This is a genomic window from Cupriavidus neocaledonicus, from assembly GCF_000372525.1.
Classification (GTDB): Bacteria; Pseudomonadota; Gammaproteobacteria; order Burkholderiales; family Burkholderiaceae; genus Cupriavidus; species Cupriavidus neocaledonicus.
This window is the reverse complement of sequence record NZ_AQUR01000096.1, coordinates 42,678-57,485: the sequence shown is the minus strand read 5'-3', so window position 1 is coordinate 57,485 and position 14,808 is coordinate 42,678. Positions and strand designations below refer to the sequence as shown.

Annotated in this window: 14 protein-coding genes and 1 tRNA gene; 7 read left to right on the top strand and 8 right to left on the bottom strand. The window is 67.2% G+C overall.

Features of this window, described 5'->3' with window-relative positions; genetic code table 11:
• Positions 1 to 31: 31 nt before the first annotated feature.
• From A3AG_RS0115355 to A3AG_RS0115340, 4 genes are read right to left on the bottom strand one after another with little or no spacing between them, the layout of a single operon-like run.
• Positions 32 to 880 (bottom strand): AraC family transcriptional regulator, encoded by an 849-nt coding sequence (locus A3AG_RS0115355; RefSeq protein WP_035848876.1) that lies wholly within the window; start codon positions 878 to 880, stop codon positions 32 to 34.
• On the bottom strand, positions 877 to 1,767 hold the full coding sequence (locus A3AG_RS0115350) for a 2OG-Fe(II) oxygenase (RefSeq protein WP_018006261.1): 891 nt from the start codon (positions 1,765 to 1,767) through the stop codon (positions 877 to 879). Before A3AG_RS0115350 ends, A3AG_RS0115355 begins: the two co-directional genes overlap by 4 nt.
• Complete coding sequence (locus A3AG_RS0115345) at positions 1,764 to 2,525, bottom strand: transglycosylase SLT domain-containing protein (protein WP_018006260.1); 762 nt, start codon at positions 2,523 to 2,525, stop codon at positions 1,764 to 1,766. Before A3AG_RS0115345 ends, A3AG_RS0115350 begins: the two co-directional genes overlap by 4 nt.
• Before the next feature lie 5 nt (positions 2,526 to 2,530).
• Positions 2,531 to 4,252 carry a proline--tRNA ligase gene (locus A3AG_RS0115340; RefSeq protein ID WP_018006259.1) on the bottom strand — a complete coding sequence of 574 codons (1,722 nt, stop codon included), beginning with the start codon at positions 4,250 to 4,252 and terminating at the stop codon, positions 2,531 to 2,533.
• Positions 4,253 to 4,445: 193 nt separating this feature from the next.
• Here A3AG_RS0115340 and A3AG_RS0115335 point away from each other — a divergent pair, with 193 nt between their 5' ends.
• The gene (locus A3AG_RS0115335; protein ID WP_018006258.1) at positions 4,446 to 5,129 is read left to right on the top strand and encodes an RNA pyrophosphohydrolase; all 684 of its coding nucleotides are present in this window, start codon (positions 4,446 to 4,448) and stop codon (positions 5,127 to 5,129) included.
• A complete protein-coding gene (locus tag A3AG_RS0115330) occupies positions 5,122 to 5,703 on the top strand; it encodes a CNP1-like family protein (protein ID WP_018006257.1) in 582 nt (193 codons plus the stop codon). Before A3AG_RS0115335 ends, A3AG_RS0115330 begins: the two co-directional genes overlap by 8 nt.
• Positions 5,704 to 5,786: 83 nt before the next feature.
• Here A3AG_RS0115330 and proB read toward each other — a convergent pair whose 3' ends face one another.
• The 4 genes from proB to rplU all read right to left on the bottom strand — a co-directional run bounded on the left by proB (position 5,787) and on the right by rplU (position 8,927).
• Positions 5,787 to 6,905, bottom strand: coding sequence for a glutamate 5-kinase (gene proB, locus A3AG_RS0115325; RefSeq protein WP_018006256.1), 1,119 nt, complete (start codon positions 6,903 to 6,905; stop codon positions 5,787 to 5,789).
• A gap of 191 nt (positions 6,906 to 7,096) precedes the next feature.
• The gene (gene obgE / locus A3AG_RS0115320) at positions 7,097 to 8,194 is read right to left on the bottom strand and encodes a GTPase ObgE (RefSeq protein ID WP_018006255.1); all 1,098 of its coding nucleotides are present in this window, start codon (positions 8,192 to 8,194) and stop codon (positions 7,097 to 7,099) included.
• Between the two features lie 121 nt (positions 8,195 to 8,315).
• The gene (gene rpmA / locus A3AG_RS0115315; RefSeq protein ID WP_018006254.1) at positions 8,316 to 8,576 is read right to left on the bottom strand and encodes a 50S ribosomal protein L27; all 261 of its coding nucleotides are present in this window, start codon (positions 8,574 to 8,576) and stop codon (positions 8,316 to 8,318) included.
• A 39-nt stretch (positions 8,577 to 8,615) separates the two neighbouring features.
• Positions 8,616 to 8,927, bottom strand: a complete 312-nt coding sequence (rplU, locus tag A3AG_RS0115310) for a 50S ribosomal protein L21 (protein ID WP_006576525.1) — start codon at positions 8,925 to 8,927, stop codon at positions 8,616 to 8,618.
• 491 nt (positions 8,928 to 9,418) lie between these two features.
• Between rplU and ispB the strand changes: the two genes are divergently transcribed.
• The 5 genes from ispB (at position 9,419) to A3AG_RS0115285 (ending at position 14,788) form a co-directional block, all read left to right on the top strand.
• Positions 9,419 to 10,348, top strand: coding sequence for an octaprenyl diphosphate synthase (ispB, locus tag A3AG_RS0115305; protein ID WP_051073525.1), 930 nt, complete (start codon positions 9,419 to 9,421; stop codon positions 10,346 to 10,348).
• Positions 10,349 to 10,438: 90 nt separating this feature from the next.
• Positions 10,439 to 10,515, top strand: a tRNA-Pro gene (locus A3AG_RS0115300).
• A 284-nt stretch (positions 10,516 to 10,799) separates the two neighbouring features.
• The gene (gene pilB / locus A3AG_RS0115295; RefSeq protein WP_018006252.1) at positions 10,800 to 12,524 is read left to right on the top strand and encodes a type IV-A pilus assembly ATPase PilB; all 1,725 of its coding nucleotides are present in this window, start codon (positions 10,800 to 10,802) and stop codon (positions 12,522 to 12,524) included.
• 65 nt (positions 12,525 to 12,589) lie between these two features.
• Positions 12,590 to 13,861 carry a type II secretion system F family protein gene (locus A3AG_RS0115290; RefSeq protein ID WP_018006251.1) on the top strand — a complete coding sequence of 424 codons (1,272 nt, stop codon included), beginning with the start codon at positions 12,590 to 12,592 and terminating at the stop codon, positions 13,859 to 13,861.
• A gap of 3 nt (positions 13,862 to 13,864) precedes the next feature.
• A complete protein-coding gene (locus tag A3AG_RS0115285) occupies positions 13,865 to 14,788 on the top strand; it encodes a prepilin peptidase (RefSeq protein ID WP_018006250.1) in 924 nt (307 codons plus the stop codon).
• Positions 14,789 to 14,808 lie beyond the last annotated feature (20 nt).

The following is a 14,808-nucleotide window of genomic DNA, read 5'->3' as shown; positions in this document are numbered from 1 at the left end:
GAAAGTTGCGGTGTGGCGCCGGGCCGGCGCCTCAGGCGGCGCGCTGGTACGCGCGCGGTGTCATGGCCACGCGCTGCTTGAAGGCGCGCTGGAAATGGCTCTGGTCGGCAAACCCCAGCGCCAGGGCGACCTCGGCCAGCGCCGCGCCCTGCCGCAGCAGGCGGCGCCCGTGCTGGATGCGCAGGTCGAGCTGGTAGGCGTGCGGCGTCATGCCGGTTTCGGCGCGGAAGGCGCGCACCAGGTGGTAGCGGCTCAGGCCGCAGGCGCGCGCCAGTTCGGCCAGCGGCAGCCGCTCGGCATGGCGCTCGCGCAGCAGCTCGCACAATTGCGCCACGCGGGCGGAGACGGCGGCCGGTACGGGCAGTGTCCGGGTGGTTGCGCCGGTGTCGATGGCGGCATGCAGATCGCCGATGAAGGCCACCAGCGCGGCTTCTTTCTCGACGCTGTCGGCAGCCGAGAACAGCGTGCGGTTCAACCCGCAGACCAGCCCGTAGACCGCCGGCGACGTCATCACGCGAGCCGGCAGCCAGGCCCGCGCCGCGCTGTCCTCGTGCAGCACGGCCGCCACCCACGCCGGGTCGAAATGCAGCATCTGGTAGCTCCAGCGCCCGTCCGGCACCGGATTGCAGGCATGGACCTGGTGCGCCGGGATCACCACCACCGCGCCCGGCGCGAGCTCGGCGCTGTCATCGCCGCAGGCAAAGCGGCTGGTGCCGCCGTCGACGGCGCCGACCGACAGGGTGGGATGGCTATGCGCCAGGTAGCTGGCGCTGCTGTGGCTGGCGCGCCGGCTTTCGGCAAACGGCAGCGCGGGATCGGCCCACCAGCGGCTGGCGGGCTGGGCAGCCGGTGCTGCTGGTGCTGCCGTGGGGCGGCTCACGCCGCGCTGCGGTACGGCCGTTCGCGCAGCCACTTGGTGGCGATCCACTTTTCGCCGGCGGCCACCGGCAGGCCAGCGTGCAGGGTGCGGTCGTCGAGCGTGCCGTCTGGCAGCAGGTAGCTGAAGTAGACCGCGTTGCCCTTGACCGGCGCCACCTCCAGGCCCACGCGCGGAAACGCGGTGGCGCCGCCCGCCTCGGGCGTGTTCAGGTAGATCACCAGGGTGGCGATGCGCTGGCCGCCGACGGACAGCTGCCGCGCTTCGCCGGGACGCTGCGGATTGAAGTAGTCGAAGTGCGGCTGGTACTCGCCGCCCGGCTTGTAGTTGAGGATCTGCAGCCCTTCGCCGTGCTCGGCCGGCACCCCGGTGACGGCGGCGATGCGGGCCTCGATGCGCGCGATCAGGGCGTGCTCGGCGACCTGGAACATCGCTCCCATGCTGGTGCGGGCATCGATCAGGTTCTCGTCGCCGGTGTCGGGATTGACCACCGGCGAACGCGCCAGCCGGCCGCGCGACAGCGCCACCAGGGCATCGCACTCGTCGTCGCTCAGCAGCTGCTGGAACAGCTGCACCTGCGGCGACGCCAGCCGGAATAGCACCGGCACCTGGCGGTCGCCGCCGTCGGCCGCGTATACCGCGGGCGTGCCGGCGGCCGCCGCTTCAGCTTGCGCCACCCGAGCCGGCGCCGCGGCGACGGTGTCCTGCGCAAACGCCGCGGCCACGGCACGGCGCGCGAAGGCGTCGTCGTAGCCCGAGCGCAGCATCGACAGCACCAGCGCATCGGCGGCAAAGCCCTGGGCGATATGCCGGGCCAGCCATTGTTCGAGTTCGGGCGAGGATTCGGTGTAGCCGGCCTTGCCGCCGGCAACGGATGCTTCGCGGATCATGACGGATTGGCTGCGACGCGCTGCGACGAGAACGGGTTGCGTGCCGGCGGCTCCGCCACCGGCGCGCGCGGGCGCGACGGCGCGATCTCGGCATCGCCGGCCACGGTGACGGTGGCTTCGGAATACTGCCAGCGCTTCCACGCCGCCAGCACCGCGTTGGGATATTCCGGGCGGCCGCGGCTGCCGTTGTAGCGGCCCAGCGCCAGGTACAGGTCGCCCTGCTCGCGGTCCAGGTAATAGCGCAGGATGGTGCAGCCGTAGCGCAGGTTGCTTTGCAGGTGGAACAGCTTGCGCGCGTCGCTGTCGCCGATGGTGCGCACCCAGAACGGCATCACCTGCATCAGCCCGCGCGCGCCGGCCGAACTGATCGCGTACTTGCGGAAGTTGCTTTCGACCTGGATCAGGCCCAGCACCAGCGCCGGCTCCAGGCCGGCGCGCTTGGCCTCGTAGTAGGCCACCTCAATCAGCTCGACCCGCACCTGCGGCTCGGGGATGCGCGCGGCCAGCCGCGCCGACATCTCGCCCAGCCACTTCAGGTAGGCCAGGCGCTCGCCGCCGGACGCGAACACCGGCCGCAACGGCCGGTCATCGGCAATCGCAGCGGCCAGCGCGCCGCGCACGGAATCGGCCAGGTCTTCTTCCTTCTGCGCGCCGGCGTGCGCCGCCGTGGCCGCCAGGGCCAGCAGCGCTACCAGCAGCGCGCCCGCCAGGCGGCGGGCGGCGGCAGCTGCGGCGTTCATGCCGCGGACGGCGCGCATGGGCCTCAGTTCGCCAGCAGGTTGCGTACGTGGCCGACCACTTCGGCCACGCCGACGGCGGTGGCCTGCGCGTCGCGCCGGCCCTGGTACTCGACCTTGCCTTCCTTCAGGCCGCGGTCGCCCACCACCACGCGGTGCGGCACGCCGATCAGCTCCCAGTCGGCGAACATCACGCCCGGGCGCTCGCCGCGGTCGTCGAGGATCACGTCCACGCCGGCGGCGAGCAGCTCGGCATGGATGCGGTCGGCCTCGGCCTTGACGGCTTCGGAGCGGTCGTAGCCCACCGGGCAGATCACCACCGCGAACGGCGCGATCGCGGCCGGCCAGATGATGCCGCGCTCATCGAAGTTCTGCTCGATCGCCGCGCCCAGGATGCGGGTGATGCCGATGCCGTAGCAGCCCATCTGCATCGGCTGGGTCTTGCCGTTCTCGTCGAGGAAGGTGGCGTTCATCGATTCCGAGTAGCGCGTGCCGAGCATGAACACGTGGCCCACCTCGATGCCGCGGCAGATCTCCAGCGTGCCCTGGCCGTCCGGCGAGGCGTCGCCCGCCACCACGTTGCGCAGGTCGGCCACGATCGGCTCGGGCAGGTCGCGGCCCCAGTTGACGCCGGTGTAGTGGTAGTCGCGGTAGTTGGCGCCGCAGACGAAGTCGCTCATGTTGGCGACGGTGCGGTCGGCCACCACCTTGACCGGCTTCTTCATGTCGATCGGGCCCAGGTAGCCCGGCGGCGAGCCGAAGGCCTCGACGATCTCGTTCTCGGTGGCGAAGCGGAACTCGGCCAGCCCCGGCACCTTCGAGGCCTTGATTTCGTTCAGCTCGTGGTCGGCGCGGATCAGCAGCAGCCAGATCTGGACACCGGCCTCGCCCTCGGTGGCCAACACGATCGACTTGACGTTGGTCTCGAGCGGAATGTTCAGGAATTCGGCCACCTGCTCGCACTTGACCTTCTCCGGGGTGAAGGTCTTGACCAGGTCCTGCGTGGGCGCGGCGCGCTCGGCCAGCAGCGGCAGCGCCTCGGCGGCCTCCATGTTGGCGGCGTAGGCCGAGGTCGGGCAGTAGACGATGGCGTCCTCGCCGGTTTCGGCGATCACGTGGAACTCATGCGAGCCCGAACCGCCGATGGCGCCGTTGTCGGCGGCCACGGCGCGGAATTCCAGCCCGAAGCGGCGGAAGATGCGCACGTAGGCGTCGTACATGTTCTCGTACGACTTGCGCAGGCCATCGGTGTCGCGGTCGAAGGAATAGGCGTCCTTCATGGTGAACTCGCGCCCGCGCATGATGCCGAAGCGCGGCCGGCGCTCGTCGCGGAACTTGGTCTGGATCTGGTAGAAATTGACCGGCAGTTGCTTGTAGCTGCGGATTTCCGAGCGGGCGATATCGGTCACTACCTCTTCGGAGGTGGGCTGCACGGCGAAGTCGCGCTCATGGCGGTCCTTCAGGCGCAGCAGCTCGGGGCCCATCTTGTCCCAGCGGCCGGTTTCCTGCCACAGCTCGGCCGGCTGGATCACCGGCATCGACAGTTCCACCGCGCCGGCCCGGTTCATTTCCTCGCGCACGATGTTTTCCACCTTGCGGATCACGCGCAGCCCGATCGGCATGTAGTTGTAGATGCCGGCACCCAGCTTCTTGATCATGCCGGCGCGCATCATCAGCTTGTGCGAAACGATTTCCGCGTCGGCGGGCGCTTCCTTGAGGGTGGAAATGAAGAATTGCGAGGCTTTCATCCGTAATTTCTCTCTGGGCCGCCGCGGTCGGAAAAATCCGTCCCGGCACAATCCGGCGGGCCGGCGGCGCTGAATTATGCGCACGCGCCTGAAACTGCCCTTCCGCTCGGGGAAAACCACCATCCCCCGGTCCGGGCCCGGCTGCGCGCTTCCTTTATAATCAGCGTAATTCTAAAGGATTCGAGGTGCAGTCATGCTCGATCGTGAAGGCTTTCGCCCGAACGTCGGCATCATCCTCCTCAACGCAAGAAACGAGGTTTTCTGGGGCAAGCGAATCGGCGAACACTCCTGGCAGTTCCCGCAGGGCGGCATCAAGTACGGCGAAACGCCGGAACAGGCCATGTACCGCGAACTGCATGAGGAAATCGGCCTGCTTCCGGAGCACGTCAGGATCGTCGGTCGCACGCGCGACTGGCTGCGTTACGAGGTGCCGGACAAGTTCATCCGCCGCGAGATCCGCGGCCACTACAAGGGCCAGAAACAAATCTGGTTCCTGCTGCGCATGGCCGGCAGGGACTGCGACATCCACCTGCGCGCCACCGAGCACCCCGAGTTCGATGCCTGGCGCTGGAGCCATTACTGGGTGCCGCTCGAGGCCGTGATCGAGTTCAAGCGCGATGTCTACCAGATGGCGCTGACGGAATTGTCACGCTTCCTGAACCGGCACCCGCGCGTGCCGCTCAGCCCGTATGGGACGCACGGCAACCATGGTGGCCACGGCGTGCACGGGCGCCACGGCGGGCCGCGCGGCCAGGCGCTGAGCCGCGCCCAGGCCGCGCAGCAGGCCGACGCCGACGGCAATGCCGAAGCCCCGGCCACGGCCGACTTCGATTCGCCGGCGACGCCGGTATCCACTTCACGGAGCACTGATGACTAGTTTGACCGGCGTGGGCCGCCGCGGCGGCCTGAGCGGTGCCGCATTGCTGCTTGCCGCGGCCAGCCTGGCGCTGGCCGGCTGCAAGACCACCGGCAAGGAAATGGCCGAGGAAGAAAGCACCTGGAACAACCCGTTCGCGCCCAAGACCTTCGAGGAAGCTAAGGCCATGCTGCCGGCCTTGCCGCAGGAGGCCAACCTGATCCCGTTCTCGGTGGCGGGCACCGGCACGCTGTCGTTCGCGGTGGACAGCAAGTCGATCTCGGTGGGCAAGGACAACGTGGTGCGCTACACCGTGGTCACCACCAGCCAGAGCGGCGCGCGCAACGTGACCTTCGAAGGCATGCGCTGCGACGCGTTCGAGCGCAAGCTGTACGCCACCCTGCCCCCGGGCGCCACCGAATGGGTGCCCAACAGCAGCGACTACGGCGAGACCTGGCACCGCATGCAGGCCGGGGTGCGCAACGCCTACGCCGCCACGCTGGCGACCGATTTCTTCTGCGAGGGCCGCACCGTGGCCGGCAAGCCCGCCGACATGGTGCTCGAGCTGCAATCGCGCGCGCCGCACAAGCGCTGACGCACCCGCTGACGCAACCGGTGCAGGCATGAAAAAACGGCGGGACTGCCAGGCAGTCCCGCCGTTTTTTTTGCTTGCCCCGCTCAGACCAGCACCAGGTTGTCGCGATGGATCAGCTCGGGCTCGTTCAGGTGGCCGAGCACGGATTCGATCTCGGACGATGGCTTGCGCGCGATCAGCCGCGACTCCGCGCTGGAATAGTTGGTGATGCCGCGCGCCACCTCCCTGCCTTGCGCATCGACACAGGCTATCACCTCGCCTCGGGCGAATTCGCCCTGCACCTCGACCACGCCGATCGGCAACAGCGACTTGCCGCCGCTGGTCAGCTTCTCGACCGCGCCGTTGTCGATCACCACTCGCCCGCGCAGCTGCAGGTGGTCGGCCATCCATTGCTTGCGTGCCGTCAGCCGGCCGGTCGGCGCCAGCAGCTGCGTGCCGATGGCCTCGCCGGCGGCCAGCCGCTCCAGCACGTTGGCCTCGCGGCCCGAGGCGATGGTGGTGTGGGCGCCCGACTTGGCCGCGCGCTTGGCCGCCAGGATCTTGGTCAGCATGCCGCCGCGCCCGATCGAGGTGCCGGCGCCGCCGGCCATGGCTTCCAGCTCGGGCGTGCCGGCCAGGGCCTCGTCGACGAACTGCGCTGCCGGGTCCTTGCGCGGATCGGCGGTGTACAGGCCGCGCTGGTCGGTCAGGATCACCAGCGCGTCGCCTTCGATCAGGTTGGTGACCAGCGCGCCGAGCGTGTCGTTGTCGCCGAACTTGATTTCGTCGGTGACCACGGTGTCGTTCTCGTTGATGATCGGTACCACGCCCAGCGACAGCAGCGTCAGCAAGGTCGAGCGGGCGTTCAGGTAGCGCTCGCGGTCGGCCAGGTCGGCGTGGGTCAGCAGCACCTGCGCGGTGCGGATGCCATAGCGGCCGAACTGGCTCTCGTAGACCTGCGCCAGCCCCATCTGGCCGACCGCGGCCGCGGCCTGCAGCTCATGGATTTCCTTCGGGCGGCGCGCCCAGCCGAGCCGCTGCATGCCTTCGGCAATGGCGCCGGAACTGACCAGCACCACTTCCTTGCCGGCCACGCGCAGCTTGGCGATCTGGGCCGCCCAGCGGGCGATGGCGTCGTGGTCCAGCCCCTTGCCGTCGTTGGTGACCAGGCTGGAGCCCACTTTGACGACGATGCGCTTTGCCTGCGCGATGACCGATTGCATGACGGGAATCCTGTCTCTAGGAACGCGTTTTACACGGGGGCCTGCGCCGCCCCATTGTGTTCCCCTCTCCCTTCATGGGGAGAGGGCAGGGTGAGGGGTGGTTTGACAAGGCGCCACGCCTGATCGGGCCCCCGCCCTCACCCCCGCCCCTCTCCCGCAAGCGGGAGAGGGGAGCAAACCGTTGGCCCTGCTTATGCCTCGCGCTGGTCCTGGTCGACGTTATGCAGGCGGTCGTCCAGGCGGATGTCCGGCTCTGCCAGCGCCGCGGCCTCTTCGGCCTTGATCGCCTGCAGGTGGTCCTTGATCGCGTAGATCAGCTCGCGGCAGCCTTCGCCGGTGAGCGCCGAGATCTGGAACACCGGACCCTTCCACTTGTAGCGCTTGAGGAAGTCCTTCACCTTCGCCGCGCGTTCGTCCTCGGGCACCATGTCGAGCTTGTTCAGCACCAGCCAGCGCGGCTTTTCATACAGCGTTTCGTCGTACTTCTTCAGCTCGTTGACGATGGCCCTGGCCTCGGCGACCGGATCGACTGCCTCGTCGAACGGCGCCAGGTCGACGATATGCAGCAACAGCCCGGTGCGCTGCAGGTGGCGCAGGAACTGGTGTCCCAGGCCCGCGCCCTCGGCCGCGCCCTCGATCAGGCCGGGGATGTCGGCGACCACGAACGATTGCTCATGGTCCACGCGCACCACGCCCAGGTTGGGATGCAGCGTGGTGAACGGATAGTCCGCCACCTTGGGGCGCGCGTTGGAGATATGCGAGATAAAGGTCGACTTGCCGGCGTTGGGCATGCCCAGCAGGCCGACGTCGGCCAGCACCTTCAGTTCGAGCTTGAGCATGCGGCGCTCGCCCGGCTTGCCGTCGACCTGCTGGCGCGGCGCGCGGTTGGTACTGGACTTGAAGTGCAGGTTGCCCCAGCCGCCCATGCCGCCTTCGGCCAGGCACACGCGCTGGCCGTGCTCGGTCAGGTCGGCGATGACCTCGCCGGTGTCCATGTCGGTGATCAGCGTGCCCACCGGCATGCGCAGCGTGATGTCTTCGCCGGCCGCGCCGTAGCAATCGGAGCCGCGGCCGTTCTCGCCGTTCTTCGCCACGTGCTTCTTGGCGTAGCGGAAGTCGATCAGCGTATTGATATTGCGGTCCGCCACGGCGAACACGCTGCCGCCGCGGCCGCCGTCGCCACCATCCGGGCCGCCGAAGGGCACAAACTTTTCGCGCCGGAACGAGGCGCTGCCATTGCCGCCGTTGCCGGCGATGGCTTCGATTCGGGCTTCGTCGATGAACTTCATGATGGGTTTTCCGTGATGGATCGGCAGGGATCGGCAGATCGGGCGCCGGCGTAGTTTACTTCGCCAGAAAAGAAAAAGCCCCGCAAGCGTTGCGGGGCCTTTCGTGCTGCAAAGGCTGTTATCAGGCCGCCGGAACGACGCTGACTTGCTGCTTCTTGGCAGGGCCCTTGACGGCGAACTGCACGTGGCCGTCGACCAGGGCGAACAGCGTGTGGTCCTTGCCCACGCCGACGTTGTCGCCGGGATGCACGCGGGTACCGCGCTGGCGCACGATGATGCCGCCGGCGTTGATGGCCTGGCCACCAAACACCTTCACGCCCAGACGCTTCGATTCGGAATCACGGCCGTTCCGCGTGGAACCGCCGCCTTTTTTCTGTGCCATGTCTTACTCCTGTCGCTTTACCGGATTACGCTCGATCGATCAGGCAACGATCGCTTCGATGCGCAGTTCGGTGTAATTCTGACGATGGCCCTGACGCTTCTGGTAGTGCTTGCGACGGCGCATCTTGAAGATCTTCACCTTGTCGTGACGACCCTGGGAGATAACGGTAGCCTTGACGGAAGCCCCGCTCACCAGCGGCGTACCAAACTTGATTTGGTCGCCGGCGCCCACTGCGAGCACCTGGTCGAGCGTGATTTCTGCGCCAATGTCTGCCGGTATCTGTTCTACTTTCAGTTTTTCGCCAGCAGCAACCTTGTATTGCTTGCCGCCGGTTTTTACGACCGCGTACATTGTCGAACCTCTCGGATGTGAATAAAACGCCGAAACCGCGCGCTGCGGTCCGGTTATCTCCCGCCGGCAAGGACCCGCAAGGCGAGCGACTACCGGAGGAAACCGGGAATTGTAAACGAGATTGGGGAAAACCGCAAAGAAAACAGGCACATAGCCTGTGAGCGGCGCGCCCGGCACAATCGGCGGCGGCTACGCTCAGGTCAGATCGGCGAGAAGGAACCCCGCCAGTGCGGCAAACGCCACCCACCAGGCGGTGCGGCGCAGTTGGCGGCGAGGTATGGGCTTGTCCATGGCTGCAATTATAGTGGCGCCCATGATCGGCGCCGCTGCGCGCATACCCTGAGCCCATTGCCCGGCGGACAGCCCGGCAAACTATGCGGGGCATGCGTAGAACGCCCCCTGCATCGCATATAATCGTCCGGTTTTGCGTAACGGTGATCATCTTGTCCCAGCCTTCCGCCACTGCCTTGCTTGCCCCGGTCGCTGCAGACATGCGCGCGGTCGATGCTGTTATCCGCCAGCGGCTGTCCTCTGAAGTCCCGCTGATCGAGCAGATCGGCGAATACATTATCGGTGCCGGCGGCAAGCGCCTGCGCCCGGTGATCCTGCTGCTGACGGCGCGCGCGCTGGGCTACGACGGCAACCGCCACCACGAGCTGGCCGCCGTCGTCGAGTTCATCCACACCGCCACGCTGCTGCACGACGATGTGGTCGACGAGTCCGAGCTGCGGCGCGGGCGTGATACCGCCAACGCGGTGTTCGGCAACGCGGCCAGCGTGCTGGTGGGCGACTTCCTCTATTCGCGCGCGTTCCAGATGATGGTCGATGCCGGCAGCATGCGCATCATGGAAATCCTCTCCAACGCGACCAACGTGATCGCCGAGGGCGAGGTGCTGCAGCTGCTGAACATGCACGACCCCGACGTCACCATCGAGCGCTACCTGCAGGTGATCCGCTACAAGACCGCCAAGCTGTTCGAGGCCGCCGCGCAACTGGGCGCGGTGCTGTCCGGCGCCGACGCGCAGATGGAAGAAGCCGCCGCCGAATATGGCCGCCGCATCGGCACCGCGTTCCAGCTGATCGACGACATGCTGGACTACACCGCCAGCGCCGAGCAGATGGGCAAGAACGCCGGCGACGACCTGCGCGAAGGCAAACCCACCCTGCCGCTGCTGCACCTGCTGGAGCACGGTACCGCCGAGCAGCGCCAGCTGGCCCGCGACGCGATCGTGCAGGGCGGCACCGAGCATTTCGACGCGGTCTTCGCCGCGATCCACGCCAGCGGCGCGCTCGAGGTCACCTTCGAGGCGGCGCGGCGCGAAGCCGAAGCCGCCGAGCAGGCAGCCCGGCAGTTCCCGCCGTCCGAGCTGAAGGAAACGCTGATCCAGCTCTGCGCATTCTCGCTGCAGCGGCAGTCCTGAGGTTTGCAACACCTCTTCCATTTCAGGAAAAACGCTGTTATAGTTACCTTCTTTGCTGCTGACGCACGGCGACGGCAAGCAAAACCAAATCGGGGTGTAGCTTAGCCTGGTAGAGCGCTACGTTCGGGACGTAGAGGCCGGAGGTTCGAATCCTCTCACCCCGACCAGATTTAGAAAGGCCGAACTCACGTCAGTGGTTCGGCCTTTTGCCATTCTGGCTTCGCACAATGTCTCCGACCTTGGGGATGCTCCAAAGCCCCTAAGCTGTCCTTCATCGGCGCCATTTCTCCCCGCGCAAGTAGGGTTGCGCCCGTGTCGCGCAAACGCCAATACCGGGCCGTCCTCGCCTTTACAAAAAGTGACCCCAGCGTCAAACTGCCCCGAGCCGGGGACGTGGGTTCGTCCGCCCTTGCCTGCATGCCTTACCGCCTAACCGCACTGCGCACCTGCCATGACACTCGGACTTGCCCTGGCCCAGAGCCGGCGTATCGCGCCCGCCCTGCTTGCTCAGCTGGAGCAGGCCGCGCGTGAAAAGCAATCGCAGCTGATCGACGAGATCGTCGGCAGCGGCACCATGAGCGCGCACGACCTGGCGCTGTTCGCCGCCGACAAGTACCAGCTGCCGCTGCTGGACCTGGCCCAGTACAACCTCGCCAAGGTGCCGCCGGCGCTGGCCGGCAACCGTGAATTCCATGCCCACCGGCTGCTGCCGCTGGGCCGGCGCGAGAACCGCCTGGTGCTGGCGCTGTCCGATCCGTCCAACCAGGCCGGCCTGGACGCCATCCGCGACAAGTACAAGCTGCCGGTCGAAGCGGTGGTGGTCGAGCACGACAAGCTGATGAAGCATGTGCGCGCCGCCGGCGAGGCGCTGGGCACGCTGAAGAACATCTCGCCGGTGCAGGCCGAGCGCAAGATGATCGAATACGATCCGGTCGCCGCCGCCGCCAACCCGCGCAACCGCACCACGGCCGACAACATCGACGACGCCCCGGTGGTGCGCTTCCTGCAGAAGCTGCTGACCGAGGCCTTCCACCGCGGCGCCTCGGACCTGCACTTCGAACCGTTCGAAACCTTCTACCGCATCCGCTTCCGTGTCGATGGCGTGCTGCAGGAGGTCGCGCGCCCGCCGCTGGATATCCGCGACAAGATCGCGACCCGCATCAAGGTGCTGTCGCGGCTGGATATTTCTGAAAAGCGCGTGCCGCAGGACGGCCGCATGAAGCTGCTGATCGCGCTGCCCAAGGACAAGGATGCCAAGGAAACCGTCGAGAAGGCGGTGGACTTCCGCGTGTCGACGCTGCCGACGCTGTTCGGCGAGAAGATCGTGATGCGGATCCTGGAATCGTCGTCCGACAAGCTCGACATCGACCAGCTCGGCTATGAGCCGGAGCAGAAGGCGCTGCTGCTGGACGTGATCAAGCGCCCCTACGGCATGGTGCTGGTGACCGGCCCGACCGGCAGCGGCAAGACCGTGTCGCTGTACACCTTCCTGAACCTGCTGAACCAGGGCGACATCAATATCTCGACGGCCGAGGATCCGGCCGAAATCCAGCTGCCGGGCATCAACCAGGTCAACGTCAACGACAAGGCCGGGCTGACCTTCGCCACCGCGCTGCGCTCGTTCCTGCGCCAGGATCCGGACATCATCATGGTCGGCGAAATCCGCGACCTGGAAACCGCCGACATCTCCATCAAGGCCGCGCAGACCGGCCACCTGGTGTTGTCGACGCTGCACACCAACGACGCGCCGACCACGCTGACGCGCCTGATGAACATGGGCGTGGCCGCCTTCAATATCGCGTCGAGCGTGCTGATGATCACCGCGCAGCGGCTGGCGCGGCGACTGTGCACCTGCAAGCGCGAAGGCGAGATCCCGCGCGAGGCCCTGCTGGAAGCGGGCTTCCGCGAGCAGGACCTGGACGGCAGCTGGCAGCCCTACCATCCGGTCGGCTGCGAGCGCTGCAACGGCAGCGGCTACAAGGGCCGCTGCGGCATCTACCAGGTGATGCCGATCACCGAGGCGATGCAGGAGATCATCCTGGCGCACGGCACGGCGCTGCAGATTGCCGAGCAGGCGCGCAAGGACGGCGTGCTATCGTTGCGCGAAGCGGGGCTGCTGAAGGTCAGGCAGGGCGTCACGTCACTCGAAGAAGTGCTGGCGACCACGAACACGTAGGCAAGCGGGACACAACGTAAAGACAAGACGCACAACAAGCGTCATTTACATCGGGGGTCAATACCATGGCGACGCGCGCACCAGCAGCGGCCGCCCGGACGGGGGCACCGTCACGGGCCAAATCAGGGAAGGGACGCAAGGCCCCCACCCAGTACATCTTCGAGTGGGAAGGCAAGGACCGCAAGGGCAAGACCTTCACCGGCGAACTGCGCGCCGAAAACCAGGCCGAGGTCACCGCCACGCTGCGCAAGCAGGGCCTGACCATCGTCAGGCTGAAGAAGCGCAAGGCCGCGCGCGGGCGCAAGATCACCGAGAAGGACATCGCCTACTTCACCCGCCAGCTGTCGACCATGCTCAAGGCCGGCATCCCGCTGCTGCAGTCGATCGACATCATTGCGCGCGGGCACGTCAACCCCAACTTCACACAGCTGCTGTCCGACATCCGCTTCGACATCGAGGCCGGCAGCAGCATGGCAGCGGCGTTCCGCCGCCACCCCAAGTACTTCGACACGCTCTACTGCAACCTGATCGATGCCGGCGAACAGGGCGGCATCCTGGACTCGCTGCTGGAGCGCCTGTCGCTGTACATGGAGAAGACCATCGCGCTGAAGGGGCAGATCAAGTCCGCGATGATCTACCCGATCGCGGTGCTGACGGTCGCCTTTGCCGTCACGGTGATCCTGATGCTGTTCGTGATCCCGGCGTTCAAGGGCGTGTTCTCCAGCTTCGGTGCCAACCTGCCCGCGCCGACGCTGCTGGTGATCGCGATCTCGGACTTCTTCGTCCAGTACTGGTACCTGGTGATCGGCGCGCCGGCGGCCGGCATCAGCTTCTATCTGCGCGCGCTGAAGAAATCCGAGAAGGTGCAGCGCGCCACCGACCGCACGCTGCTGAAGCTGCCGATCTTCGGCAGCCTGTTCCGCAAGGCCGTGATCGCGCGCTGGACCCGTACCCTGGCGACGATGTTCGCGGCCGGCACGCCGCTGGTGGAGTCGATGGAGTCCGTGGCTGGCGCCGCCGGCAACTGGGTCTACTACGACGCCACCCGCGAGATCGAGCAATCGGTGCGCATCGGCACCAGCCTGACCAACGCGATGCAGGCGACCCATGTGTTCGACAACATGGTGCTGCAGATGACGCAGATCGGCGAAGAGTCCGGTGCCCTGGACAACATGCTGCTGAAGGTGGCGGAGTTCTATGAGCGCGAGGTCGACGACGCCGTCGCGGCCATCTCCAGCCTGATCGAGCCGCTGATCATCGTGGTGCTGGGCGTGCTGATCGGCGGCATGGTGGTGGCGATGTACCTGCCGATCTTCAAGCTCGGACAGGTGGTGTAAGCGATGCAGCCGGTGTGGTCCGCTTCCCCTTTTCCGACCGGAGCCGCGACCGGAGCCGCGACCGGCACCGCGCCGCTGCTGCACGCGCTGGCGGCGCTGCCGCCAGTCTTCCTGGTGGCGGCAGCGGCGCTGCTGGGGCTGGTGGTCGGCAGCTTCCTCAATGTGGTGATCCATCGCGTGCCGCGCATGATGGAACGCGACGAGGCCAACTACATTGCCGAGCTGCGCGGCGACCCGCTGCCCTACCCCGGGCGCTACAACCTGATGGTGCCGCGCTCGGCCTGCCCGCATTGCGGCCACGCCATCGCCCCGTGGGAAAACGTGCCGGTGCTGAGCTACCTGTTCCTGCGCGGCCGCTGCTCGGCGTGCAAGGCGCCGATCAGCGTGCGCTATCCGCTGGTGGAACTGGCCTGCGGCGTGCTGAGCGCGCTGGTGGCATGGCGCTTCGGCCCGAACGCGCAGGCGCTGGCTGCGCTGGTGCTGGTGTGGGGGCTGCTGGCGCTGACCATGATCGATGCCGATACCCAATTGCTGCCGGACCAGATCACGCTGCCGCTGCTGTGGCTCGGCCTGCTGCTGAACCTGGCCGGCCTGTTCGTGGCGCTGCCCGACGCGGTGATCGGCGCCGCCGCCGGCTATCTGGTGCTATGGCTCGCCTACTGGCTGTTCCGGCTGCTGCGCGGCAAGGAAGGCATGGGCTTCGGCGACTTCAAGCTGATGGCGGCGCTCGGTGCCTGGTTCGGCTGGCAGGCGCTGCCGGCGCTGGTGCTGCTGTCGTCGGTGGCCGGCGTGCTGTTCGGGCTGGCCAATATCGCGCTGCGGCGCCAGGATCGCGACACGCCGTTCCCGTTCGGGCCCTTCATTGCGCTGGCCGGCGTGGTGGTGCTGCTGCTCGGCCCCGGCGTGCTGCCACTGTTCGCCTGGTAATGGCCGCCTCCGGCGCCCGG

Coding starts and splice junctions, on each gene's coding strand:
- A3AG_RS0115335 (WP_018006258.1), top strand. CDS start 4,446: ATGCTCGATCGTGAAGGCTTTCGCCCGAACGTCGGCATCATCCTCCTC.
- A3AG_RS0115340 (WP_018006259.1), bottom strand. CDS start 4,252: ATGAAAGCCTCGCAATTCTTCATTTCCACCCTCAAGGAAGCGCCCGCC.
- rplU (WP_006576525.1), bottom strand. CDS start 8,927: ATGTACGCGGTCGTAAAAACCGGCGGCAAGCAATACAAGGTTGCTGCT.
- pilB (WP_018006252.1), top strand. CDS start 10,800: ATGACACTCGGACTTGCCCTGGCCCAGAGCCGGCGTATCGCGCCCGCC.
- A3AG_RS0115345 (WP_018006260.1), bottom strand. CDS start 2,525: ATGCGCGCCGTCCGCGGCATGAACGCCGCAGCTGCCGCCGCCCGCCGC.
- ispB (WP_051073525.1), top strand. CDS start 9,419: ATGCGCGCGGTCGATGCTGTTATCCGCCAGCGGCTGTCCTCTGAAGTC.
- rpmA (WP_018006254.1), bottom strand. CDS start 8,576: ATGGCACAGAAAAAAGGCGGCGGTTCCACGCGGAACGGCCGTGATTCC.
- A3AG_RS0115285 (WP_018006250.1), top strand. CDS start 13,865: ATGCAGCCGGTGTGGTCCGCTTCCCCTTTTCCGACCGGAGCCGCGACC.
- A3AG_RS0115350 (WP_018006261.1), bottom strand. CDS start 1,767: ATGATCCGCGAAGCATCCGTTGCCGGCGGCAAGGCCGGCTACACCGAA.
- A3AG_RS0115330 (WP_018006257.1), top strand. CDS start 5,122: ATGACTAGTTTGACCGGCGTGGGCCGCCGCGGCGGCCTGAGCGGTGCC.
- obgE (WP_018006255.1), bottom strand. CDS start 8,194: ATGAAGTTCATCGACGAAGCCCGAATCGAAGCCATCGCCGGCAACGGC.
- A3AG_RS0115290 (WP_018006251.1), top strand. CDS start 12,590: ATGGCGACGCGCGCACCAGCAGCGGCCGCCCGGACGGGGGCACCGTCA.
- proB (WP_018006256.1), bottom strand. CDS start 6,905: ATGCAATCGGTCATCGCGCAGGCAAAGCGCATCGTCGTCAAAGTGGGC.